The sequence below is a fragment of the Mycobacterium sp. D16Q16 genome, assembly GCF_002013745.1.
Lineage (GTDB): Bacteria > Actinomycetota > Actinomycetes > Mycobacteriales > Mycobacteriaceae > Mycobacterium.
The window spans coordinates 337,855-361,379 of record NZ_MAEY01000001.1 but is presented as its reverse complement, the minus strand read 5'-3'; the positions used below and the strand labels follow the sequence as shown (position 1 = coordinate 361,379).

Below are 23,525 nucleotides of genomic sequence, written 5' to 3'. Positions count from 1 at the left end.
TTCTTCCCGATGTCTCCGTCGTCCTAGACAGGCGGCGATATTGCGCAAGGTCGATGGTCAGCTGCTATTTCTCCGGACCTCGCGTGGCCCTATCTCTGTGGGCCCGCAGCATGAACTTCGCGGCCAGCAACCTGACTGGCCGAAGTGAGACCCCTCGCCCCATGTTTGGCGGGGGAAGGAAAGGAAATCCGTGACCGATACGGACCTCATCGCGACCGAAGCCGCCCCGGAAACTCCGGAGGCGCCCACCACAGCCTCTTCCGATCGCTCCACCAAGGAGCGGCGGGGTGATGGACTGGGTGCGCTGTCGACGATGGTGTTGCCGGAGTTGCGTGCGCTAGCCAGCCAGGTAGGCGTCAAGGGCACCTCCGGAATGCGTAAGGGCGATTTGATCGCCGCCATTCGTGAGCATCAGGGTGCGCTCGGCGCGCCGAAGAACAACAACCAGGCTGCGCAGAGCCAGCAGCCGCAGGCCTCCTCGGCACCGGCCGAGGCCGCCCAGCAGGAATCGGGCAAGAAGGACCAGCAGGAATCGGCTCGTCCCGAGTCGGCCCAGACCGCTCTAGAGCTGCCTGTCGAGGCGCCGAAGTCCACCCCGGAGACCGGCTCCGCCGAGGTCGCCGAGGGCAAGGATGCCGAGAACAACGGCGCGCCCCGCGAGGGCCGCGGCGAGCGGCGCCGCAACCAGAACCAGAACGCCGACGGTGAGCGCAAGCAGCAGAACGGCGGCCGCGCGAATGCCGAGAACTCCGAGAATTCGGGTCGCGAGGGCGGCTCGGGCGGCCAGAACTCGGACAACCAGAACCAAGACAACAACCAGAACCAGGGCAACCGTGGTGATGACGGCGACGGCCGCGGCCGTCGTGGTCGTCGTACCCGTGAGCGCCGCCGCGGTCGCGACCGCACCACCAACGAGGGTGGCGGCGAGACCGAGCTGCGGGAGGACGATGTCGTCCAGCCCGTTGCCGGCATTCTCGACGTGCTCGACAACTACGCGTTCGTTCGGACGTCCGGATATCTGGCCGGGCCGAACGATGTATACGTCTCGATGAACTTGGTGCGCAAGAACGGTCTGCGTCGTGGCGATGCCATCACCGGTGCGGTCCGGGTGCCCCGCGACCAGGATGCCGCGAACCAGAACCAGCGGCAGAAGTTCAACCCGCTGGTGCGCCTCGATTCCGTCAATGGCGGCCCGGTTGAGGACGCCAAGAAGCGTCCCGACTTCACCAAGCTGACCCCGCTGTACCCGAATCAGCGGTTGCGGCTGGAGACCACCACCGAGAAGTTGACGACCCGTGTGATCGACCTGATCATGCCGATCGGCAAGGGACAGCGTGCGCTGATCGTGTCCCCGCCGAAGGCCGGTAAGACCACGATCATGCAGAACATCGCCAACGCGATCTCTGCGAACAACCCCGAATGTCATCTGATGGTGGTGCTGGTCGACGAACGACCCGAAGAGGTCACCGACATGCAGCGCTCGGTCAAGGGTGAGGTCATTGCCTCTACCTTCGACCGCCCGCCGTCAGATCACACCCAGGCTGCCGAGCTGGCCATCGAGCGTGCCAAGCGCCTCGTGGAACAGGGCAAAGACGTCGTGGTGCTGCTCGACTCCATCACCCGCCTGGGTCGCGCGTACAACAACGCCTCGCCCGCTTCGGGCCGCATCCTGTCCGGTGGTGTTGACTCGACCGCGCTCTACCCGCCCAAGCGATTCCTGGGCGCGGCGCGCAATATCGAGCACGGCGGCTCGCTGACGATCATCGCCACGGCCATGGTCGAGACCGGGTCCACCGGTGACACCGTCATCTTCGAGGAGTTCAAGGGCACCGGCAATGCCGAGCTCAAGCTCGACCGAAAGATCGCCGAGCGCCGGGTCTTCCCGGCCGTCGACGTCAATCCGTCGGGTACTCGTAAGGACGAGCTGCTGATGAGCGGCGATGAGTTCGCGATCGTGCACAAGCTACGCCGCGTGCTCTCGGGCCTGGATTCACATCAGGCCATCGACCTGCTGATGAGCCAGCTGCGCAAGACCAAGAACAACTACGAGTTCCTGCTCCAGGTCTCCAAGACCGCACCGGGCGGGATGAATGCTGACGAACCCCAGTACAGCTAGCACTTGGCGCGGCGTTCACCGGTAGGGACCGGTGAACCTTCGGCGCCGAACCGCTAACCGATCGACGCGAGCGGGATCCAAATGCCGAACAGCCAGAATCCCCAGGTCCGGAATCCGTCATCCCAGATTGGCTGGACCCGATATCCCCAGTAGTCGAAGGCACGGGGAGGCGGACCCCAGCGGTCGGGCAGTGGCCCGCGCCATTCCGCGCGAGGCGGCGGAGCCCAGCCCCAGGGCGGGCGCTGGTCGTAATGCCACGGATTGTCGCGCCACTCCCGGCGATCGTCCCGTCCCCTGCGGTCATCCCGCCAGTCCTGGTCGCGATCACGCCAGTTGTCATTTCCGCGCCAGTTCCCGTTGTTGCGCCAGCCGTCGTGGTCGCCCCAGTCATCGTCGTCGTCGTGCGGACGATTTGGATGATCCTGGGTGTAACCGGGCTGGCCTGCGGGCTGTGCGTACGCCGGAACGGCGCCCAATCCCACCGTGCCCATCGCCAGTGCTCCAAAGATGACACCCTGGCTCACAAGACTTTTCAGATTCATGTGCGACTCCTGTCCGATTATCTCGGCGGTTCGCCCCGACTCAACCGAATGTATTGAGATCCAACAGCGGCACGGTGTTCGTTATGCCGTGGCTGCCGTTGGGGATATCGACAGGATGTCAATGCCCGTTACATGCCCGAGCTCGGGCCTACGTCAAGGCTGCGGGATCGCCGGAATCTGAGGAATCGGCGGTGCCTGGGGAATGGGCGGTACCCCCGTCCCCTGAGGAATCGGTGGAGCCTGGGGGATGGGCGGCGGTGAGGGGGGAGTGATCGGGTCGGCGTTGGCCAGGCCCGGTGCACCCGCGAAGGCGGCTAAGCCCATCGCCGCCGCGGATGCGCTTGTCACGATCAATCTCTTGATGTTCATGCGTTTTCCCTTCCGAATCGGCGTTCCTCTCCCAACGTACGCCGGTGGGAATAGTGAGCAGGTCGGCGCCGTTTAGGTTCTACGTAACTGAGCTGGCATAATGGCCTCTCAGCCTTTTGAAGGGTTCCGGTTCACGCCTACAAGCGACCCGGCGACCACAACACGCAGAGGAAAAGCAATGAAATCGGGTATCCACCCCACCTACGTCGAGACCAGCGTGGTCTGCGGCTGCGGTAACACCTTCACGACCCGCAGCACCAAGGACAGCGGCCACATCGTGGTCGAGGTCTGCTCGCAGTGCCACCCCTTCTACACCGGTAAGCAGAAGATCCTGGACAGCGGCGGTCGCGTCGCCCGGTTCGAGGCCCGGTACGGCAAGCGCAAGGCCGCAGCCGACAAATAGCTTCCTTGCCGACGCCCGGATTTGCCTTTGTGCAGTCCGGGCGTCGGTTTTTTTGTATGACGACTGAGCGTATGAACATTGGGAGGAGGGCGCATGGGCGAGACGCCGCTGATCGACGCGATGCTGGCCGAGCACGCTGAGTTGGAGAAGCGACTGGCCGACCCGGCACTGCACGCGGATGCGGGTGCAGCACGCAAGGCCGGCCGCCGGTTCGCGATGCTCTCGCCGATCGTGGCCACCCACGGCAAGCTGGTCGCTGCTCGTGATGATCTCGCCACCGCCCGTGAGCTGTCCGAGGACGATCCCTCATTCGCCGATGAAGTGACCGAATTGGAATCGTCGGTCGCCGAGCTGGAAACGCAGCTGTCGGACATGCTGGCGCCCCGCGATCCACATGACGGTGACGACATCCTCCTCGAAGTGAAATCTGGGGAGGGAGGCGAGGAGTCGGCGCTGTTCGCTGCCGATCTGGCTCGCATGTACATCCGCTACGCCGAGCGGCACGGTTGGAAGGTCACGGTTCTCGACGAGACCGAATCGGACCTCGGCGGGTACAAGGACGCCACCCTGGCCATCGCGAGCAAGGGGGACACCGCCGACGGTGTCTGGTCGCGGCTCAAGTTTGAAGGTGGGGTGCATCGCGTCCAGCGTGTTCCCGTCACCGAATCCCAAGGACGCGTGCATACGTCGGCTGCGGGTGTGTTGGTCTATCCAGAACCCGAAGAGGTACAGGAAGTCCAGATCGACGAATCGGATCTTCGGATCGACGTCTACCGTTCCTCGGGCAAGGGTGGCCAGGGCGTGAACACCACCGACTCGGCGGTCCGCATTACCCACCTGCCCACCGGGATCGTGGTGACCTGCCAAAACGAGCGCTCTCAGCTGCAGAACAAGGCGCGCGCCATGCAGGTGCTGGCGGCGCGGTTACAGGCTCTCGCCGAGGAGCAGGCGCAGGCCGACGCGTCGGCCGGTCGTGCCAGCCAGATCCGCACCGTGGACCGCAGTGAGCGAATTCGCACCTACAACTACCCGGAGAACCGGATCACCGATCACCGCGTCGGGTTCAAGGCGCACAACCTGGATCAGGTGCTCGACGGCGACCTCGATGCGCTGTTCGATGCGCTGGCCGTGGCCGATCGGAAGGCGCGCCTGCAGGAGGCGTGAGTTAGATGAGCGGGTTGCGTCAGCTGATCGCCGAAGCGATCGAATCGCTCTCTCGGGCAGGGGTTTCCAGCCCGCAGGTGGATGCCGAAGAACTCGCCTCACATCTGCTCGGGATCCCGCGAACACGGCTGCGTTTTGCCGAGATCACACCAGGTTTTCCCGAGAGATACCGTGATCTCGTAGCCGCGCGGGCGCAGCGGATTCCCTTGCAGCACTTGACCGGTAATGCCGCCTTTGGCCCTGTTGAGGTGTTCGTGGGTCCCGGTGTGTTCATTCCCCGCCCGGAGACGGAGTCTCTGTACGCCTGGGCGACAGGGGAATTGACAACTCGCGCAATGGTTGTCGAGTTGTGCGCCGGATCGGCGGCGCTCTCCGTCGCCTTGTCGCATGACGAGCCGGCCGCTCGCATCGTCGCGATCGAGCTCGATGAGCAGGCGTTGGTCTACACGAGGCGCAACACCGAGGGAACTCCGGTCGAGGTGATCCAGGCCGATGCGACCTCGCCCGTGCTGCTGGCGGAGCTGGATGGAATGGTCGACCTGATCGTCGCCAACCCGCCCTACGTCCCTGACGGTGCCGAACTGGAGCCCGAAGTGGCGCAGCACGATCCGCCATTGGCGTTGTTCGCGGGTCACGATGGACTGGCGATCATCGCGGCCATCGTGACGACGGCCGGCCGTCTGCTAGCTCCCGGGGGCCGCATCGGTATCGAGCACGATGACACCAATGGTGAGGGAACGTGCGAGTTATTCACGGCCAGTGGTCTATTCGATGAGGTTGTGCAGCGCTACGACCTGGCGGGGCGGCCGCGATTCGTCACCGCTCGCCGGAAATCTCCGACCCCATAGACTGGGTACGTGACCGTCGTCTACGACTGCCAGGACGCTGCGACCCGCCAAGAGGGTATCGACGCGGCAGTGAGCGCGCTCAAGGCGGGTGAACTGGTGGTCATGCCCACCGACACCGTCTACGGATTGGGTTGTGACGCCTTCGATTCCAACGCCGTATCGGCGCTGCTGGCGGCCAAGGGGCGCGGCCGGGACATGCCCGTCGGAGTGCTCGTCGGGTCATGGCACACGATCGACGGGCTGGTGTTCTCGGTTCCGTCGGCTGCCCGCGAGCTCATCGAGGCATTCTGGCCGGGACCACTGAGCATCATCGTGAAGCACGCGCCGTCGCTGTCCTGGGATCTCGGAGATGCGCAGGGAAGCGTCATGCTTCGGATGCCCCTGCATCCGGTGGCCATCGAGCTGCTGCGCGCTGTCGGTCCGATGGCGGTGTCCAGCGCCAACGTATCGGGGCAGCCCGCGGCGCTCACGGCCGCTGAGGCCCGCGATCAGCTGGACGACAAAGTTGCGGTGTACCTGGACGGTGGCACGGCAGAACTGGGCGCGGCGTCGACCATCGTCGACCTCACCGGGCCGGTGCCACTGATCCTGCGGGAAGGGCCGATCACCCGGGAACAGATCGTCGATGTGATTGGCGGCGACATCGGGCCCGGCGAGTCGGGGGAGCCCACAGGATCTTGAAGTACGGTCGGATGCGTGAGTGAGCTGCTGGCCCTCGCCGATCGCGGCGCGGGCGTCCCTCTGCGTGAGCTTGCCCTGGTTGGGCTGACGGCGGCTATCACGACGTTCTTCTGCACCGGTGGCGTGCGGATGTTCGCAACCCGAGTGGGTGCGGTGGCCTATCCGCGCGAGCGTGACGTGCACCTGCAGCCGACCCCCCGGATGGGCGGTCTCGGCATGTACTTCGGCGTATGTGCGGCGATCTTCCTGGCCTCGCAACTGCCCGCCCTGACAAGGGGTTTCGTCTACTCCTCGGGTATGCCTGCCGTCGTCGTCGCGGGCGGCATCATCATGGTCGTCGGGCTCATCGACGATAAATGGGGCCTGGACGCGCTCACAAAGTTCGCGGGCCAGGTCACGGCCGCCAGCGTCCTGGTCACCATGGGGGTGGCCTGGAGCATGATCTACATCCCCTTTGGCGGGGTGGGGACCATCGTCTTGGACCAGATGTCCTCCATCCTCGTCACGCTCGCGTTGACGGTGTCGATCGTCAACGCGATGAACTTCGTGGACGGCCTCGATGGGCTGGCCGCCGGTTTGGGGCTCATTACCGCGGCTGCCATCTGCATCTTCTCGATTGGGCTGCTGCGCAGCCACGGCGGTGACGTCCTGTATTACCCGCCTGCGGTGATCTCGGTAGTGCTCGCCGGGGCGTGCCTTGGTTTTCTTCCGCACAACTTCCACCGGGCCCGGATCTTCATGGGGGACTCAGGATCGATGCTGATCGGCCTGATGCTGGCGGCCGCGTCGACGACGGCCGCGGGCCCCATCTCGCAGAGCTCGTACGGCGCCAAGGACATGTTCGTCCTCTTGTCGCCGTTCTTGTTGGTGATCGCGGTGTTGCTGGTGCCCGCGCTGGACGCGCTGTTGGCGATCATCCGGCGCACCCGGGCGGGCCGGAGCCCCTTCAGCCCAGACAAGATGCACCTGCATCACCGGCTGCTGCAGATCGGGCACTCGCATCGCAAGGCGGTGCTGATCATCTACCTGTGGGTGGCGATTATCGCGTTCGGAGCCGCCAGCACCATCTTCTTCGAGCCCCGATATGCGGGAGCGGTGGTGGTTGGTGCCATCGGTATCGCCATCGTCGCGACGGTCGTTCCCCTGTTGCGTCGTGAAGAACTCGATCAGCTGTCGGGAGCCGAATCAGGGCTCAGTCCGGCCACCGTTCCGACCGAACCGTCGGTGTACGACGAAAAGTAGTAGGGGTGCATTAACGGTCTCTACCATGTGATACGGTTCTGCCATACCCGAAAACTCACGGGTGCCGGCCACACCGGAGCGGCGGAATTTTTGGAAAGTCGGTCTAGACATTCCAGGGTCCGCCGGACCGATCAACTGACCGACAGGGAGCTGCCCATTGAGGTGAGTTCAGCGAGCCCTCCGACCTCCTATAAGGTCTGGAACCGACGAATGCAGTTTTTGTTCCGCCACCCCGACAAAGATGTGAGGTGACACTCCAGGTGACCGTGCCCCAGGCAAGCTCCGATGCTCCGCTGGTTCTTCCGGCATTGGCGTTTCGCCCGTTGCGTCTGGCGGTGTTGTGTGGCGTTCTCGGTGCCTTGGCTCTGTTGGCCTCCGCCCTGCTGGGGAATTGGCAGTTCGGCGTCTTCTTCGTTACTGGGCTTGGACTCGGATTGGTGAACGCTCTCCTCGTTCGCCAATCTGCGGAAGTGATTACCGCGCAAGACAATCCAAGCAAGCAAAAGATGGCCATCAATTCCGCGGCGCGGTTGATGATCATCACCGTCCTCGCCCTGGTGATCGCCTTCGTGTTCCGTCCCGCTGGTCTTGGGGTGTTCTTCGGAGTTGCGTTATTCCAGGTGCTGCTGGTGTTGACCACCGCTGTGCCGGTGTGGAAAGGGATCCGTTCAGTGAGCAGTGAGCAGGGCGCAGCATGATTACGACATTCCAGGCAGAAGCCGCCATCGAGGTTGGCCATCACAAGCACGCACACTGGGGCTTTCTCGGTGAGGTCAACGTCGACACCATCGTCGCCACCGCCCTGGCCGCGGTGGTCGTGATCGCGCTGGCATTGTTCCTGCGCGCGAAGGTCACCTCGACCGGCGTGCCCAACGGCGTACAGCTGTTCTTCGAGGCGGTCACCGTTCAGTTCCGCAATCAGGTCGAGGCCGCGATCGGCATGAAGATCGCGCCGTTCGTGCTGCCGCTCGCGGTCACCATCTTCGTCTTCATTCTCGTGTCCAACTGGATTTCGGTGCTGCCTGTGCAGTACACCGACGACACAGGTAAGACAGCCGAACTGCTCGCGCCGCCGGCCTCGGATATCAACTACGTGCTGGCGCTGGCGCTGTTCGTGTTCGTCTGCTACCACATCGCCGGCTTTGCGCGCCGCGGCCTGATCGGTCACCCCATCAAGCTGCTCAAGGGTCATACCTGGGTCACCGCGTTCATCAACCCGATCGAGGAGCTGGCCAAGCCCATCTCGCTGTCGCTGCGGCTCTTCGGCAACATGTTCGCCGGCGGCATCATGGTCGCGTTGATCGCGATGTTCCCGGCATGGATCATGTGGGCGCCCAATGCCATCTGGAAATCGTTCGACCTGTTCGTCGGCCTGATCCAGGCCTTCATCTTCGCTCTGTTGACTGTTCTGTACTTCAGCCAGTCGATGGAACTGGACGACGAACACCACTAACTACATAGACCAAATTGAAAGACCCTGGTAGCGCAGCTACCACTTAATAAGGAGGAAGAAAATGGCGGACCCCACAATTGTTGCTGGTGCCCTCATTGGCGGTGGGTTGATCATGGCTGGTGGCGCCATCGGTGCAGGTATCGGTGACGGTATCGCCGGTAACGCTCTGATCTCCGGTGTGGCCCGTCAGCCCGAGGCTCAGGGCCGGCTGTTCACCCCGTTCTTCATCACCGTCGGTCTGGTTGAGGCTGCGTACTTCATCAACCTGGCCTTCATGGCGCTCTTCGTCTTCGCGACTCCCGGCGCCAGCTAATCGGCATGGGTGAATTGCACAGTGTCGCCACTGCCGTCACGGCAGTAGCGGCGGAAGCAGCCGAAGAGGGTGGGAAGCAGAACAACTTCCTCATCCCCAACGGCACCTTCTTTGTCGTCTTGGCGATCTTCTTGATCGTCCTGGCGGTCATCGGAACCTTCGTGGTGCCGCCGATCCAGCGTGTGCTCAAGGCGCGCGAGGACATGGTCACCAAGACGACCGAGGACAACCGGAACGCCGCTGAGCAATTCACCGCCGCCGAGGCTGACTACAAGGATGAGCTGGCTAAGGCGCGCGGTGCCGCAACTGCGGTGCGTGACGAGGCCAGAGCCGAGGGACGCGGAATTCTCGAGGACATGCGTCAGCGGGCCAATGCCGAAGCGACCGCCGTGAATGCGACGGCCGCCGAAGAGTTGGCCCGTCAGGGCGAGGCAACCTCCGGCGAGCTGGCGGCGAACGTCGACAGCTTGTCCCGGACCCTCGCCGAACGTGTTCTCGGCGTGAGCCTTTCGGAACCAGCGAGCGCAGGGCGAGGCTAAGTACAGATGTCGACATTTATCGGACAGCTCATCGGTTTCGCTGTCATCGTGTTCCTGGTGGTCAAGTTCGTGGCGCCTCCGGTACGCACATTGATGGCCAAGCAGCAGGACACGGTGCGTCAGCAGCTTGCGGATAGCAAGACCGCGGCGGACAAGCTGGTCGGGGCCGAGGGCGCGCATGCCAAGGCCATCGAAGATGCCAAGGCCGACGCCGCCGAGATCGCCGAGGAAGCCAAGGCTGATGCCGTGCAGATCTCCAAGCAGTTGCGTGAGCAGGCCGACGCCGAGGTCGCGCGGATCAAGGTGCATGGCCAGGAGCAGATCCTGCTGCAGCGTCAGCAGCTGATCCGTCAGCTCCGCGGTGACCTCGGTGCCGAATCCGTGAACCGCGCAGGCGATTTGGTGCGTTCGCATGTCAGTGACCCCGCGGCGCAGTCCGCCACCGTCGACCGATTCCTCGATGACCTGTCGCAGATGGCCGGCAGTGTCAACACCGAACGCCGACCGCTGGCGGCCGGGGGAGCGGGATTGCACGCCGCTAGCCGCGAATCACTCGCGGAGCAGGTGTCGGCCTTCCAGGCCAACGCTGTCTCGCTCGATAGCCTGACGCTCAACGCGCTGGCCGACGACCTCACCGCGGTTGCCGAGCTCCTCATCAAGGAATTGGTACTGCGCAAGCACCTCTCCGAGCCGGTCGATGCCAGCGAGCAGTCTGCCAAGGTCGCCCTGGTCGACTCCGTGCTCGCGTCCAAGATCGGACGGCCGGCACTCGAGGTCGTGCGTGCGGCCGTGACGGCCCGGTGGTCGGCCTCCAGTGACCTGATCACCGCGATCGAACACATTGCCCGCCTCGCGCTGCTGGAACGGGCCGAGCGCGACGGCCAGATCGACGATGTCGAGGACCAGCTGTTCCGCGTCAGTCGCATCCTCGACGGCGAGCCCCAGCTGGGCGCGCTACTGAGCAACACCGCGGCGCCTGCCGCCGATCGCGTGACGCTGCTGAAGAACGTTCTCGCCGGCCGGTCCAACCTGATCGTGACCAGCCTGCTGGCCCAGACCGTGCGCCTGCTGCGTGGCAAGCGCGCCGATGTCGCCGTACTTGAGGTCGCCGAGTTGGCGGTTGCCCGCCGCAACGAGTCCGTCGCTCATGTGAAGGCGGCGGCTCCGGTCAGCGATGCGCAGATCACACGGCTGGCTCAGGTGCTCGGACAGATTTACGGACGCACCATCGCGGTGCAGCTGGATGTGGATCCCGATCTGCTGGGCGGTCTCGTCGTCAACATCGGTGACGAGGAAATCGACGGCAGCCTGTCCACCAGGCTCTCCGCGGCCGCCCTCCATCTGCCCAATTAACCCCATTAGACGCATCACCTAAAGACGAGCAGGAAGACGAAAAGCCATGACAGAGTTGACGATCTCCTCGGCCGATATTTCCGGCGCGATCGAGCAGTACGTCGCGACGTTCTCCGCCGACCCCACCCGCGAAGAAATCGGCATCGTCTCCGACACCGGTGACGGCATCGCCCACGTCGAGGGTCTGCCTTCGGTCATGACCCAGGAGCTCCTCGAGTTCCCAGGCGGCGTGCTGGGTGTGGCACTGAACCTCGACGAGCGCAGCGTCGGCACCGTTATCCTCGGTGACTTCCACGGCATCGAAGAGGGCCAGCAGGTCAAGCGCACCGGCGAGGTGCTCTCGGTACCTGTGGGCGACGCCTTCCTCGGTCGCGTCATCAACCCGCTGGGTGAGCCGATTGACGGCCGCGGCGACATCGAGGCCGAGGCCCGCCGTGCTCTCGAGCATCAGGCCGCCAGTGTGGTCGAGCGTCAAAGCGTTTCGGAGCCACTGCAGACCGGCATCAAGGCCATCGACTCGCAGACCCCGATCGGCCGCGGCCAGCGGCAGCTGATCATCGGTGACCGCAAGACCGGCAAGACCGCCGTGTGCGTCGACACCATCCTGAACCAGAAGCAGGCCTGGGAGACCGGTGACCCGGCACAGCAGGTGCGCTGCATCTACGTCGCCATCGGCCAGAAGGGCTCGACCATCGCCGCGGTGCGCCGCACGCTGGATGAGGCCGGCGCGCTGGAGTACACCACCATCATCGCCGCCCCGGCCTCCGACGCCGCCGGCTTCAAGTGGCTTGCGCCCTACACCGGTTCGGCCCTCGGCCAGCACTGGATGTACCAGGGCAAGCACGTCCTCATCGTGTTCGATGACCTGACCAAGCAGGCCGAGGCCTACCGCGCAATCTCGCTGCTGCTGCGCCGTCCGCCGGGCCGCGAGGCATACCCGGGTGACGTCTTCTACCTGCACTCCCGTCTGCTGGAGCGTTGCGCGAAGCTCTCGGACGCACTCGGTGCCGGCTCGTTGACCGGCCTGCCGATCATCGAGACCAAGGCCAACGACATCTCGGCCTACATCCCCACCAACGTCATCTCGATCACCGACGGACAGTGCTTCCTGCAGACCGACCTGTTCAACCAGGGCGTGCGCCCGGCCATCAACGTGGGTGTGTCGGTGTCGCGCGTGGGTGGTGCCGCACAGATCAAGGCCATGAAGGAGGTAGCCGGCTCGCTGCGTCTGGAGCTTTCGCAGTACCGCGAGCTGGAGGCCTTCGCGGCCTTCGCCTCGGACCTGGATGCGACCTCGAAGGCTCAGCTGGAGCGCGGTGCGCGCCTGGTGGAGCTGCTCAAGCAGTCGCAGAACTCGCCGTACCCGGTCGAGGAGCAGGTCGTGGCGATCTACCTCGGCACCGGTGGGCACCTCGATTCGGTGCCGGTCGGCGATGTCATCCGGTTCGAGCGGGAATTCCTCGACCACGTGCGCGGCTCACACGCCGACATCCTGGCCGACATCAAGGAGACCAAGAAGTTCTCCGAGGACACCGAGAGCAAGCTCACCAACGCGATCAACGTGTTCAAGAAGAGCTTCGCCGCTACTGACGGCAGCTCGGTGGAGGTCAAGGACGTCGCGGCCCAGGCTCTGGACGAGTCCGAGGTTGGCCAGGAGACCGTCCAGGTCCGCAAGCCGGCTCCGGCAAAGAAGTAGAGCAGTAGGACCTCCAGAAAATGGCTGCACAAATCCGAGAACTGCGCCGGCGGATCAAATCCGCCGGGTCGATCAAAAAGATCACCAAGGCGCAAGAGCTGATCGCGACATCGCGTATCTCCAAGGCGCAGGCTCGCGTCGTGGCGGCGCGTCCGTACGCGACCGAGATCACCAACGTGCTCACCGCACTCGCCGACGACGCCGCACTGGACCACCCGCTGCTAGTGGAGCGGGCCGAGCCGAAACGGGCCGGTGTACTCATCGTGTCCTCGGACCGCGGCCTGTGCGGTGGCTACAACGCCAACGTGCTGCGGGTCGCCGAGGAGCTGTTCGCGCTGCTGCGTGAGCAGGGCAAGACCCCGGTGATCTACGTGGTCGGCCGCAAGGCGCTGAACTTCTACAAGTTCCGCGGCCGCAAGGTCACCCAGTTCTGGACCGGGTTCTCCGAGCGACCCGAGTACGCGCACGCGCAGGAGATCGCGGGTGTGCTGGTGGATTCGTTCCTGGCGGGTGCCGACGACGACGGCGACGACCCGGGTGCCGACGGCATCCTCGGCGTGGACGAACTGCACATCGTCTACACCGAGTTCAAGTCGATGCTGACCCAGGCGGCGGTGGCCAAGCGGATCGCGCCGATGGAGGTCGAGTACGTCGGCGAGGCCACCGGACCGACGACCCAGTACTCGTTCGAGCCTGACGCCACCACGCTTTTCGCGTCGCTACTGCCTCGTTACCTGGCCACCCGGGTGTACGCGGCACTGCTGGAGGCTGCAGCCTCGGAGTCGGCATCCCGTCGGCGCGCCATGAAGGCGGCCACGGATAACGCCGATGAGCTCATCAAGGGACTCACCCTGGAAGCCAACCGTGCTCGCCAGGCCCAGATCACCCAGGAAATCAGTGAAATCGTTGGCGGCGTTGACGCGCTTGCCTCGGCCGCCGCAAGCGAACATTAGGAAGAGACGAGTAGATGACCGCACCAACTGCTAACAAGACCGTCGGGCGAGTTGTTCGCGTTACCGGCCCGGTCGTTGACGTGGAGTTCCCGCGTGACGCCGTGCCGCCGCTCTTCTCCGCCCTCAATGCCGAGATCACCTATGAGTCGCTGGCTAAGACGCTGACTCTCGAGGTGGCGCAGCACCTGGGTGACAACCTGGTTCGCACCGTGTCGATGCAGCCGACTGACGGCCTGGTGCGTGGCGTGGATGTCACCAACACCGGCAACACCATCGCGGTGCCGGTCGGTGACGGCGTGAAGGGCCACGTCTTCAACGCCCTGGGCAACTGCCTCGACGAGCCGGGCTACGGCAGCGACTTCGAGAAGTGGTCCATCCACCGCAAGCCCCCGGCCTTCGATCAGCTTGAGCCGCGCACCGAGATGCTCGAGACCGGCCTCAAGGTCGTCGACCTGCTGACCCCGTACGTGCGAGGCGGAAAGATCGCCCTGTTCGGTGGTGCCGGCGTGGGTAAAACCGTTCTGATCCAGGAGATGATCAACCGCATCGCCCGCAACTTCGGTGGTACCTCGGTATTCGCCGGCGTGGGTGAGCGCACCCGTGAGGGCAACGATCTGTGGGTCGAGCTCGCCGATGCGAACGTGCTCAAGGACACCGCCTTGGTGTTCGGCCAGATGGACGAGCCGCCCGGCACGCGTATGCGCGTCGCGCTCTCGGCGCTGACCATGGCGGAGTACTTCCGCGATGAGCAGGGCCAGGACGTGCTGCTGTTCATCGACAACATCTTCCGGTTCACCCAGGCCGGCTCCGAGGTGTCGACCCTGCTGGGCCGCATGCCTTCCGCCGTGGGTTACCAGCCGACGCTGGCCGACGAGATGGGCGAGCTGCAGGAGCGCATCACCTCGACCCGCGGTCGCTCCATCACCTCGATGCAGGCCGTCTACGTGCCCGCCGACGACTACACCGACCCGGCGCCGGCCACCACGTTCGCGCACCTGGATGCCACCACCGAGCTCTCGCGCGCGGTGTTCTCCAAGGGCATCTTCCCGGCCGTGGATCCGCTGGCCTCGTCGTCGACGATTCTGCTGCCGTCTGTGGTGGGTGAGGAGCACTACCGCGTCGCGCAGGAAGTCATTCGCGTGCTGCAGCGTTACCAGGACCTGCAGGACATCATCGCCATCCTCGGTATCGACGAGCTGTCGGAAGAGGACAAGCAGTTGGTGGGCCGCGCGCGTCGTATCGAGCGCTTCCTGAGCCAGAACATGATGGCGGCAGAGCAGTTCACCGGTCAGCCCGGATCGACCGTGCCGCTGAAGGAGACCATCGAGGCGTTCGACAAGCTCACCAAGGGCGAGTTCGATCACCTGCCCGAGCAGGCGTTCTTCCTCATCGGTGGCCTGGACGACTTGGCGAAGAAGGCCGAAAGCCTCGGCGCCAAGCTGTAATTCGTCGCTAGCGATTTTGAAGGAGGTGCATTGAATGTCCGAGATTGACGTCGAGATTGTCGCCGTCGAGCGTGAGATCTGGTCGGGTAAGGCCACATTCGTCTTCACCCGCACGACCTCCGGCGAAATCGGCATCCTGCCGCACCACATTCCGTTGGTGGCGCAGCTGGTTGACGATGCGGCGGTGAAGATCGAGCGCGAGGGTAATGACGATCTCTGGTGGGCGATTGACGGGGGATTCCTCTCGATCACCGACACCAAGGTGAGCATCCTGGTCGAGTCCGCACAGGCACGTGCGGATATCGACGAGTCCAAAGCCAAGACCGATTCCGGCTCTGAGGATCCACGAGTAGCCGCGCAAGGACGCGCGCGCCTGCGTGCTCTCGGCCAGACGGTTTAGCACTACCTACAAAGGAATACCGCTTTGAGCGTGACGGCGATGATCGAGATATCGGTCATCGCCGTCCTTGCTATGGCGGTGACCGCCTTGAGCTTTCGTCTGCTCAAGTTGCGACATGGCGGTACCGCGGCTCTGCTGCGTGACATACCGGAGGCAGGGGAGGGGCGCTGGCGCCATGGCGTCATGCGATACCGCGAATCTCAAGCCGAGTTCTATCGGCTCTCCAGTGTGCGGCTTTGGGCCGATCGCCGGCTGTCGCGGCGTGAACTCGAGATCATCGACCGGCGGATTCCGCGCGGCGACGAATACGACATCATGACCGCAGAGATCGTGGTACTGCAGCTGCGCGACGGCGCACGCGTGTACGAAATGGCGCTGGATCGTGGCGCGTTGACCGCTTTCATGTCCTGGGTCGAGTCGCGACCCTCGCGGCGTGCGGAACGGCGAACCCGCTAGCCGATCGCGTCCACCCGTTAGGCGGGCTGTGCGGGTCCGCCGGGCTTCCAGAGCGTGTCCTTACCGTCATTGGCGACTCGCGACAGGATGAACAACAGATCCGAGAGCCGATTCAGGTACTTGGCGGTCAGCACGTTGGTGGTGTCGGGATAGGCCTCGATGGCGGCCCAGGCCGAACGTTCCGCCCGACGTGCCACGGTGCGCGCCACATGCAACAGCCCGGACAGTGCGGTACCACCCGGCAGCACAAAGGAATTCAGCTTGGGCAAATCCGCGTTGTACTCGTCACACCAGCCCTCGAGACGGTCGATGTAGGGCTGGGTGATCCGCAGTGGCGGGTACTCGGGATCGGTTATCACCGGAGTGGACAGATCCGCGCCGGCGTCGAACAGGTCATTCTGGATCTGTAGTAGCACGGCGCCGATCGGCCGACTAGGGTTCCCGAGCACCATCGCGACTCCGATGGCGGCATTGGCTTCGTCGCAATCTGCGTACGCGGCGAGCCGCGGATCGTTCTTCGGTACGCGCGAGAAGTCACTCAGTCCTGTGGTTCCGTCGTCTCCGGTCCGGGTATAGATGCGAGTGAGATGCACGCCACTCGACGCTCCCCGCTCGCGCTGCGGGTGCTTGCCGACCGCCGGTGCCTCGTCGTTTCCGTTGTCTGATCGCCCGAGTGGCTCATCGGTCATGCGTCGAAACGTTACCCGGCTACGCTGTCGGGCGTGAGCGAGCATTTCTTGGTGACCGGCGGCGCCCGGCTTACAGGCAACGTGGCGGTAACCGGCGCCAAGAACAGCGTGCTCAAGCTGATGGCGGCCACTCTGCTCGCGGAGGGAACGAGCACCATCACCAACTGTCCGGACATCCTCGACGTCCCATTGATGGCGGAGGTGCTGCGGGGATTGGGTGCGACGGTGGAGCTGGAGGGTGATGTCGTCAGGATCACCTCACCCGATGAACCCAAATATGACGCCGACTTCGCGGCGGTACGCCAGTTCCGCGCCTCGGTATGTGTCCTGGGCCCGCTGGTGGGCCGGTGTCGACGGGCCAAGGTGGCGTTACCGGGCGGCGACGCCATTGGTTCCCGTCCCCTCGACATGCATCAGGCAGGCCTGCGCCAGCTCGGGGCGGAGTGCACCATCGAGCATGGATGTGTGGTCGCAGAGGCAAAGGCGTTGCACGGAGCCGATATTCAGCTCGAGTTTCCGTCGGTGGGCGCCACCGAGAACATCTTGATGGCAGCGGTGCTTGCCGACGGTGTCACGACCATCCACAACGCCGCGCGCGAGCCGGATGTGGTCGACCTGTGCACCATGTTGGTGCAGATGGGCGCCCAGATAGAAGGTGCCGGCACGTCGACATTGACGGTAATCGGCGTTCCCAAGCTTCATCCCACCGAGCATCGCGTCATCGGCGACCGAATCGTCGCTGCCACTTGGGGTCTCGCTGCCGCGATGACGCGTGGTGACGTCACTGTTACGGGAGTCGATCCGGAACATCTGCAACTGGTGCTGCACAAGCTGCATGATGCCGGCGCCACAGTTACCCAGAACGACAACGGGTTTCGCGTCGTCCAGTACGAGCGTCCCAAAGCCATCAACGTGGCAACATTGCCGTTCCCGGGATTCCCAACTGACTTGCAGCCCATGGCAATTGGGCTCGCTGCGATAGCAGACGGCACCTCCATGATTACCGAGAATGTCTTCGAGGCCCGATTCCGCTTCGTCGAGGAGATGATGCGGCTGGGGGCGGATGCGCGGACCGATGGGCACCACGCGGTGGTCCGGGGTATTCGTCAACTGTCCAGTGCGCCGGTGTGGTCATCGGACATCCGGGCTGGCGCGGGGCTGGTACTGGCAGGCCTAGTGGCGGATGGCGTCACCGAGGTATACGATGTCTTTCATATCGACCGCGGTTACCCGTTGTTCGTGGAGAACCTCCAGAGCTTGGGTGCCGAAGTCGAGCGGGTCAGCTAGCGCTGACCACCCCCAGAACCCGAAGTTGACTCAAGTTCACTGGACTTGGTACAGTGGTCGGGTTGCCCTGAAAGAGCGAGGCCGGGACAAGGAAGCAATTCCGAAATTCCGGTCTTAGGTTTGGTGCGCAGTTGACCAGCCAAAACCCGGAGTTTGACTCAAGTTCACCGAACTTGATACGGTTCCCGGGCCGCTTCCAAAGGGCGAAAGCCGAAATAGAAGAAGAAATTCAGATATCTCGGCGATCGGATGGTGCGCAAGTGACCAGCCAAAACCGGGAATTTGACTCAAGTTCACCGAACTTGATACGGTTTCCCAGCCGCCCGAAAGAGCGGAAGTCGAGATAGAAGAAGAAATTCAGATATCTCGGCGATCGGATGGTGCGCAAGTGACCAGCCAAAACCGGGAATTTGACTCAAGTTCACCGAACTTGATACGGTTTCCCAGCCGCCTGAAAGGGCGGAGGCGAGAATAAAGGAAGAAATTCCCGAATTCATAGCCACAACAAATAAATGTGTTGTTTGAGAACTCAATAGTGTGTCAGTGTTTATATAGACATTTTATGTCGATAACAATTCTTTTGACAGTTGTTTTGTCGGGATTAAATTTTTGTTTGGAGAGTTTGATCCTGGCTCAGGACGAACGCTGGCGGCGTGCTTAACACATGCAAGTCGAACGGAAAGGCCCTTCGGGGTACTCGAGTGGCGAACGGGTGAGTAACACGTGGGTGATCTGCCCTGCACTCTGGGATAAGCCTGGGAAACTGGGTCTAATACCGGATAGGACCACACACTTCATGGTGAGTGGTGCAAAGCTTTTGCGGTGTGGGATGAGCCCGCGGCCTATCAGCTTGTTGGTGGGGTAATGGCCCACCAAGGCGACGACGGGTAGCCGGCCTGAGAGGGTGACCGGCCACACTGGGACTGAGATACGGCCCAGACTCCTACGGGAGGCAGCAGTGGGGAATATTGCACAATGGGCGCAAGCCTGATGCAGCGACGCCGCGTGAGGGATGACGGCCTTCGGGTTGTAAACCTCTTTCAGTAGGGACGAAGCGAAAGTGACGGTACCTACAGAAGAAGGACCGGCCAACTACGTGCCAGCAGCCGCGGTAATACGTAGGGTCCGAGCGTTGTCCGGAATTACTGGGCGTAAAGAGCTCGTAGGTGGTTTGTCACGTTGTTCGTGAAAACCCACAGCTTAACTGTGGGCGTGCGGGCGATACGGGCAGACTAGAGTACTGCAGGGGAGACTGGAATTCCTGGTGTAGCGGTGGAATGCGCAGATATCAGGAGGAACACCGGTGGCGAAGGCGGGTCTCTGGGCAGTAACTGACGCTGAGGAGCGAAAGCGTGGGTAGCGAACAGGATTAGATACCCTGGTAGTCCACGCCGTAAACGGTGGGTACTAGGTGTGGGTTTCCTTCCTTGGGATCCGTGCCGTAGCTAACGCATTAAGTACCCCGCCTGGGGAGTACGGTCGCAAGACTAAAACTCAAAGGAATTGACGGGGGCCCGCACAAGCGGCGGAGCATGTGGATTAATTCGATGCAACGCGAAGAACCTTACCTGGGTTTGACATGCGCAGGACGTATCTAGAGATAGGTATTCCCTAGTGGCCTGCGTGCAGGTGGTGCATGGCTGTCGTCAGCTCGTGTCGTGAGATGTTGGGTTAAGTCCCGCAACGAGCGCAACCCTTGTCCTATGTTGCCAGCGGGTAATGCCGGGGACTCGTAGGAGACTGCCGGGGTCAACTCGGAGGAAGGTGGGGATGACGTCAAGTCATCATGCCCCTTATGTCCAGGGCTTCACACATGCTACAATGGCCAGTACAGAGGGCTGCGAAGCCGCAAGGTGGAGCGAATCCCTTAAAGCTGGTCTCAGTTCGGATTGGGGTCTGCAACTCGACCCCATGAAGTCGGAGTCGCTAGTAATCGCAGATCAGCAACGCTGCGGTGAATACGTTCCCGGGCCTTGTACACACCGCCCGTCACGTCATGAAAGTCGGTAACACCCGAAGCCAGTGGCCTAACCTTTTGGAGGGAGCTGTCGAAGGTGGGATCGGCGATTGGGACGAAGTCGTAACAAGGTAGCCGTACCGGAAGGTGCGGCTGGATCACCTCCTTTCTAAGGAGCACCATTTCCCAGTCGAATGAACTGGGAACATAAAGCGAGTATCTGTAGTGGATACATGCTTGGTGAATATGTTTTATAAATCCTGTCCACCCCGTGGACAGGTAGTCGGCAAAACGTCGGACTGTCATAAGAATTGAAACGCTGGCACACTGTTGGGTCCTGAGGCAACACATTGTGTTGTCACCCTGCTTGGTGGTGGGGTGTGGTCTTTGACTTATGGATAGTGGTTGCGAGCATCTAAACATAGCCTCGCTCGTTTACGAGTGAGGCTGGTTTTTGCAATTTATTAGCTAAGTTCTTAAGGGCGCATGGTGAATGCCTTGGCACTAGAAGCCGATGAAGGACGTAGGAGGCTGCGATAAGCCTCGGGGAGCTGCCAACCGAGCTTTGATCCGAGGATGTCCGAATGGGGAAACCCAGCACGAGTGATGTCGTGTTACCCACTGCTGAATATATAGGCTTTGGGAGGAAACGCGGGGAAGTGAAACATCTCAGTACCCGTAGGAAGAGAAAACAACCGTGATTCCGTGAGTAGTGGCGAGCGAAAGCGGAAGATGGCTAAACCGCATGCATGTGATACCTGGTAGGGGTTGTGTGTGCGGGGTTGTGGGAGTTGTACTTGCCGGTTCTACCAGACCGGCGGACAGTAAAAAAGTGTCGTGATTAGCGGAAGTGGTCTGGGACGGCCCGCCGCAGACGGTGAGAGTCCGGTACGCGAAAATCCGACACCTGTCTCGTACTTCATCCCGAGTAGCAGCGGGCTCGTGGAATCTGCTGTGAATCTGCCGGGACCACCCGGTAAGCCTAAATACTCTCTAGTGACCGATAGCGGATTAGTACCGTGAGGGAATGGTGAAAAGTACCCCGGGAGGGGAGTGAAATAGTACCTGAAACCATGTGCCTACAATCCGTCAGAGCCTCCTCGTGGGGTGATGGCGTGCCTTTTGAAGAATGAGCCTGCGAGTCAGGGACACGTCGCGAGGTTAACCCGTGAGGGGTAGCCGTAGCGAAAGCGAGTCTGAATAGGGCGCCCATAGTGGCGTGTTCTGGACCCGAAGCGGAGTGATCTACCCATGGCCAGGGTGAAGCGGCGGTAAGACGCCGTGGAGGCCCGAACCCACTTAGGTTGAAGACTGAGGGGATGAGCTGTGGGTAGGGGTGAAAGGCCAATCAAACTCCGTGATAGCTGGTTCTCCCCGAAATGCATTTAGGTGCAGCGTCGCGTGTTTCTTGTTGGAGGTAGAGCTACTGGATGGCCGATGGGCCCTACTAGGTTACTGACGTCAGCCAAACTCCGAATGCCAATAAGTTAGAGCGCGGCAGTGAGACGGCGGGGGAGAAGCTCCGTACGTCGAGAGGGAAACAGCCCAGATCGCCGGCTAAGGCCCCTAAGCGTGTACTAAGTGGAAAAGGATGTGTAGTCGCGAAGACAACCAGGAGGTTGGCTTAGAAGCAGCCACCCTTGAAAGAGTGCGTAATAGCTCACTGGTCAAGTGATTATGCGCCGACAATGTAGCGGGGCTCAAGTACACCGCCGAAGCCGCGGCATTCATGCAATACATTCCCTTCGGGGCAGTGGCATGGATGGGTAGGGGAGCGTCCTGCACCCAGCGAAGCTGCGAAGTAATTCAGCAGTGGAGGGTGCGGGAGTGAGAATGCAGGCATGAGTAGCGACAGGCAAGTGAGAAACTTGCCCGCCGAATGACCAAGGGTTCCTGGGCCAGGCTAGTCCTCCCAGGGTAAGTCGGGACCTAAGGCGAGGCCGACAGGCGTAGTCGATGGACAACGGGTTGATATTCCCGTACCCGTGTGTGCGCGCCCATGATGAATCATCGGTACTAACCACCCAAAAGGTTCTAGATCAATCTCTTCGGAGTGCGACGTGAACCCGCTGCGTGGGACCTTCGGTGGTAGTAGTCAAGCGATGGGGTGACGCAGGAAGGTAGCTGTACCGGTTAGTGGTTATACCGGAGCAAGCCCGTAGGGCGACGTCTAGGTAAATCCGGATGTCATTAAGCCTGAGAGGTGACGCATAGCCGATTGAGGCGAATTCAGTGATCCTATGCTGCCAAGAAAAGCCTCTAGTGAGTTCACACACGGCCCGTACCCCAAACCAACACAGGTGGTCAGGTAGAGAATACTAAGGCGTACGAGATAACTATGGTTAAGGAACTCGGCAAAATACCCCCGTAACTTCGGGAGAAGGGGGACCTCGCTTGGTGACCGGACTTGCTCCGTGAGCTGAACGAGGTCGCAGAGACCAGTGAGAAGCGACTGTTTACTAAAAACACAGGTCCGTGCGAAGTCGCAAGACGATGTATACGGACTGACGCCTGCCCGGTGCTGGAAGGTTAAGAGGACCCGTTAACCCTTGGGTGAAGCGGAGAATTTAAGCCCCAGTAAACGGCGGTGGTAACTATAACCATCCTAAGGTAGCGAAATTCCTTGTCGGGTAAGTTCCGACCTGCACGAATGGCGTAACGACTTCTCAACTGTCTCAACCATAGACTCGGCGAAATTGCACTACGAGTAAAGATGCTCGTTACGCGCGGCAGGACGAAAAGACCCCGGGACCTTCACTATAGCTTGGTATTGGCGTTTGGTTCGGTTTGTGTAGGATAGGTGGGAGACTGTGAAGCAGGCACGCCAGTGTTTGTGGAGTCATCGTTGAAATACCACTCTGATCGTATTGAACCTCTAACCTCGGACCGTATATCCGGTCCAGGGACAGTGCCTGGTGGGTAGTTTAACTGGGGCGGTTGCCTCCCAAAATGTAACGGAGGCGCCCAAAGGTTCCCTCAACCTGGACGGCAATCAGGTGTTGAGTGCAAGTGCACAAGGGAGCTTGACTGCGAGACCTACAAGTCAAGCAGGGACGAAAGTCGGGACTAGTGATCCGGCACCTCTGAGTGGAAGGGGTGTCGCTCAACGGATAAAAGGTACCCCGGGGATAACAGGCTGATCTTCCCCAAGAGTCCATATCGACGGGATGGTTTGGCACCTCGATGTCGGCTCGTCGCATCCTGGGGCTGGAGCAGGTCCCAAGGGTTGGGCTGTTCGCCCATTAAAGCGGCACGCGAGCTGGGTTTAGAACGTCGTGAGACAGTTCGGTCTCTATCCGCCGCGCGCGTCAGAAACTTGAGGAAACCTGTCCCTAGTACGAGAGGACCGGGACGGACGAACCTCTGGTGTACCAGTTGTTCCACCAGGAGCACGGCTGGATAGCTACGTTCGGACAGGATAACCGCTGAAAGCATCTAAGCGGGAAACCTATTCCAAGACCAGGTTTCTTACCCTTTTAGAGGGATAAGGTCACCCACAGACTATGGGTTCAATAGGCCAGACCTGTAAGCGTAGTAATACGTTCAGGGAACTGGCACTAATCGACCGAAAACTTACTAATAAATCGCAACCACTATTCGTCGTCATTTGACGACCACA

At 61.9% G+C, this 23,525-nt stretch carries 20 protein-coding genes and 2 rRNA genes; 19 read left to right on the top strand and 3 right to left on the bottom strand.

The annotated features are described in order from the left end of the window. The first annotated feature begins 190 nt into the window (after positions 1 to 190). On the top strand, positions 191 to 2,116 hold the full coding sequence (gene rho / locus B4394_RS01710) for a transcription termination factor Rho (protein ID WP_078313947.1): 1,926 nt from the start codon (positions 191 to 193) through the stop codon (positions 2,114 to 2,116). 53 nt (positions 2,117 to 2,169) lie between these two features. On the opposite strand, the gene B4394_RS01705 is transcribed toward rho, so the two are convergent. Together B4394_RS01705 and B4394_RS01695 are read right to left on the bottom strand one after the other, a co-directional pair. Next, entirely contained in the window at positions 2,170 to 2,658 is a 489-nt protein-coding gene (locus tag B4394_RS01705) for a hypothetical protein (RefSeq protein ID WP_078309485.1), read from the bottom strand. A 153-nt stretch (positions 2,659 to 2,811) separates the two neighbouring features. Further along, positions 2,812 to 3,027, bottom strand: a complete 216-nt coding sequence (locus B4394_RS01695; protein WP_078289139.1) for a hypothetical protein — start codon at positions 3,025 to 3,027, stop codon at positions 2,812 to 2,814. Between the two features lie 178 nt (positions 3,028 to 3,205). On the opposite strand from B4394_RS01695, the gene rpmE reads away from it, so the two are divergent. The 15 genes from rpmE to B4394_RS01620 all read left to right on the top strand — a co-directional run bounded on the left by rpmE (position 3,206) and on the right by B4394_RS01620 (position 15,973). Then, positions 3,206 to 3,430: a 50S ribosomal protein L31 gene (gene rpmE / locus B4394_RS01690; protein WP_078289136.1), complete on the top strand. Its 225-nt coding sequence runs from the start codon at positions 3,206 to 3,208 to the stop codon at positions 3,428 to 3,430. Positions 3,431 to 3,523: 93 nt separating this feature from the next. Beyond that, complete coding sequence (prfA, locus tag B4394_RS01685) at positions 3,524 to 4,594, top strand: peptide chain release factor 1 (RefSeq protein ID WP_078309483.1); 1,071 nt, start codon at positions 3,524 to 3,526, stop codon at positions 4,592 to 4,594. A 5-nt stretch (positions 4,595 to 4,599) separates the two neighbouring features. Continuing rightward, on the top strand, positions 4,600 to 5,442 hold the full coding sequence (prmC, locus tag B4394_RS01680) for a peptide chain release factor N(5)-glutamine methyltransferase (RefSeq protein WP_078313946.1): 843 nt from the start codon (positions 4,600 to 4,602) through the stop codon (positions 5,440 to 5,442). A gap of 9 nt (positions 5,443 to 5,451) precedes the next feature. Further along, positions 5,452 to 6,123, top strand: coding sequence for an L-threonylcarbamoyladenylate synthase (locus B4394_RS01675; RefSeq protein ID WP_078313945.1), 672 nt, complete (start codon positions 5,452 to 5,454; stop codon positions 6,121 to 6,123). A 15-nt stretch (positions 6,124 to 6,138) separates the two neighbouring features. After that, on the top strand, positions 6,139 to 7,365 hold the full coding sequence (locus tag B4394_RS01670; RefSeq protein WP_078289123.1) for a glycosyltransferase family 4 protein: 1,227 nt from the start codon (positions 6,139 to 6,141) through the stop codon (positions 7,363 to 7,365). Between the two features lie 260 nt (positions 7,366 to 7,625). Next, positions 7,626 to 8,063, top strand: coding sequence for an ATP synthase subunit I (locus tag B4394_RS01665; protein ID WP_176112814.1), 438 nt, complete (start codon positions 7,626 to 7,628; stop codon positions 8,061 to 8,063). Further along, positions 8,060 to 8,818, top strand: coding sequence for a F0F1 ATP synthase subunit A (gene atpB / locus B4394_RS01660; protein ID WP_078313944.1), 759 nt, complete (start codon positions 8,060 to 8,062; stop codon positions 8,816 to 8,818). Before B4394_RS01665 ends, atpB begins: the two co-directional genes overlap by 4 nt. A 61-nt stretch (positions 8,819 to 8,879) precedes the next feature. Beyond that, on the top strand, positions 8,880 to 9,131 hold the full coding sequence (locus B4394_RS01655; RefSeq protein ID WP_005059842.1) for a F0F1 ATP synthase subunit C: 252 nt from the start codon (positions 8,880 to 8,882) through the stop codon (positions 9,129 to 9,131). Between the two features lie 5 nt (positions 9,132 to 9,136). Then, positions 9,137 to 9,670 (top strand): F0F1 ATP synthase subunit B, encoded by a 534-nt coding sequence (locus B4394_RS01650; protein WP_078289114.1) that lies wholly within the window; start codon positions 9,137 to 9,139, stop codon positions 9,668 to 9,670. A gap of 6 nt (positions 9,671 to 9,676) precedes the next feature. Continuing rightward, on the top strand, positions 9,677 to 11,023 hold the full coding sequence (locus B4394_RS01645) for a F0F1 ATP synthase subunit B/delta (protein ID WP_078313943.1): 1,347 nt from the start codon (positions 9,677 to 9,679) through the stop codon (positions 11,021 to 11,023). A gap of 46 nt (positions 11,024 to 11,069) precedes the next feature. Then, complete coding sequence (gene atpA / locus B4394_RS01640) at positions 11,070 to 12,719, top strand: F0F1 ATP synthase subunit alpha (protein WP_078313942.1); 1,650 nt, start codon at positions 11,070 to 11,072, stop codon at positions 12,717 to 12,719. Between the two features lie 20 nt (positions 12,720 to 12,739). After that, positions 12,740 to 13,672, top strand: coding sequence for a F0F1 ATP synthase subunit gamma (locus B4394_RS01635; protein WP_078309468.1), 933 nt, complete (start codon positions 12,740 to 12,742; stop codon positions 13,670 to 13,672). Positions 13,673 to 13,686: 14 nt separating this feature from the next. Continuing rightward, positions 13,687 to 15,117, top strand: a complete 1,431-nt coding sequence (gene atpD, locus B4394_RS01630; protein WP_078289102.1) for a F0F1 ATP synthase subunit beta — start codon at positions 13,687 to 13,689, stop codon at positions 15,115 to 15,117. Positions 15,118 to 15,151: 34 nt separating this feature from the next. Beyond that, positions 15,152 to 15,517, top strand: coding sequence for a F0F1 ATP synthase subunit epsilon (locus B4394_RS01625; protein WP_046252978.1), 366 nt, complete (start codon positions 15,152 to 15,154; stop codon positions 15,515 to 15,517). A gap of 39 nt (positions 15,518 to 15,556) precedes the next feature. Next, on the top strand, positions 15,557 to 15,973 hold the full coding sequence (locus tag B4394_RS01620; RefSeq protein WP_078314217.1) for a DUF2550 domain-containing protein: 417 nt from the start codon (positions 15,557 to 15,559) through the stop codon (positions 15,971 to 15,973). Between the two features lie 17 nt (positions 15,974 to 15,990). Here B4394_RS01620 and B4394_RS01615 read toward each other — a convergent pair whose 3' ends face one another. Continuing rightward, positions 15,991 to 16,566: a cob(I)yrinic acid a,c-diamide adenosyltransferase gene (locus B4394_RS01615; protein ID WP_078314215.1), complete on the bottom strand. Its 576-nt coding sequence runs from the start codon at positions 16,564 to 16,566 to the stop codon at positions 15,991 to 15,993. Between the two features lie 129 nt (positions 16,567 to 16,695). On the opposite strand from B4394_RS01615, the gene murA reads away from it, so the two are divergent. The 3 genes from murA (at position 16,696) to B4394_RS01600 (ending at position 23,487) form a co-directional block, all read left to right on the top strand. Beyond that, positions 16,696 to 17,949, top strand: a complete 1,254-nt coding sequence (gene murA / locus B4394_RS01610; RefSeq protein ID WP_078309464.1) for a UDP-N-acetylglucosamine 1-carboxyvinyltransferase — start codon at positions 16,696 to 16,698, stop codon at positions 17,947 to 17,949. 610 nt (positions 17,950 to 18,559) lie between these two features. Next, a 16S ribosomal RNA gene (locus B4394_RS01605) occupies positions 18,560 to 20,075 on the top strand. Positions 20,076 to 20,372: 297 nt separating this feature from the next. Then, positions 20,373 to 23,487 (top strand): 23S ribosomal RNA (locus tag B4394_RS01600). The 16S and 23S rRNA genes sit together here, the layout of an rRNA operon. Positions 23,488 to 23,525 lie beyond the last annotated feature (38 nt).

What these genes read in the sequence shown, in the direction of transcription:
- B4394_RS01705 (WP_078309485.1), bottom strand. Translation starts at nt 2,658, where the DNA reads ATGAATCTGAAAAGTCTTGTGAGCCAGGGTGTCATCTTTGGAGCACTG.
- B4394_RS01695 (WP_078289139.1), bottom strand. Translation starts at nt 3,027, where the DNA reads ATGAACATCAAGAGATTGATCGTGACAAGCGCATCCGCGGCGGCGATG.
- rpmE (WP_078289136.1), top strand. Translation starts at nt 3,206, where the DNA reads ATGAAATCGGGTATCCACCCCACCTACGTCGAGACCAGCGTGGTCTGC.
- prfA (WP_078309483.1), top strand. Translation starts at nt 3,524, where the DNA reads ATGGGCGAGACGCCGCTGATCGACGCGATGCTGGCCGAGCACGCTGAG.
- prmC (WP_078313946.1), top strand. Translation starts at nt 4,600, where the DNA reads ATGAGCGGGTTGCGTCAGCTGATCGCCGAAGCGATCGAATCGCTCTCT.
- atpB (WP_078313944.1), top strand. Translation starts at nt 8,060, where the DNA reads ATGATTACGACATTCCAGGCAGAAGCCGCCATCGAGGTTGGCCATCAC.
- B4394_RS01655 (WP_005059842.1), top strand. Translation starts at nt 8,880, where the DNA reads ATGGCGGACCCCACAATTGTTGCTGGTGCCCTCATTGGCGGTGGGTTG.
- B4394_RS01650 (WP_078289114.1), top strand. Translation starts at nt 9,137, where the DNA reads ATGGGTGAATTGCACAGTGTCGCCACTGCCGTCACGGCAGTAGCGGCG.
- B4394_RS01645 (WP_078313943.1), top strand. Translation starts at nt 9,677, where the DNA reads ATGTCGACATTTATCGGACAGCTCATCGGTTTCGCTGTCATCGTGTTC.
- atpA (WP_078313942.1), top strand. Translation starts at nt 11,070, where the DNA reads ATGACAGAGTTGACGATCTCCTCGGCCGATATTTCCGGCGCGATCGAG.
- B4394_RS01635 (WP_078309468.1), top strand. Translation starts at nt 12,740, where the DNA reads ATGGCTGCACAAATCCGAGAACTGCGCCGGCGGATCAAATCCGCCGGG.
- atpD (WP_078289102.1), top strand. Translation starts at nt 13,687, where the DNA reads ATGACCGCACCAACTGCTAACAAGACCGTCGGGCGAGTTGTTCGCGTT.
- B4394_RS01625 (WP_046252978.1), top strand. Translation starts at nt 15,152, where the DNA reads ATGTCCGAGATTGACGTCGAGATTGTCGCCGTCGAGCGTGAGATCTGG.
- B4394_RS01620 (WP_078314217.1), top strand. Translation starts at nt 15,557, where the DNA reads ATGATCGAGATATCGGTCATCGCCGTCCTTGCTATGGCGGTGACCGCC.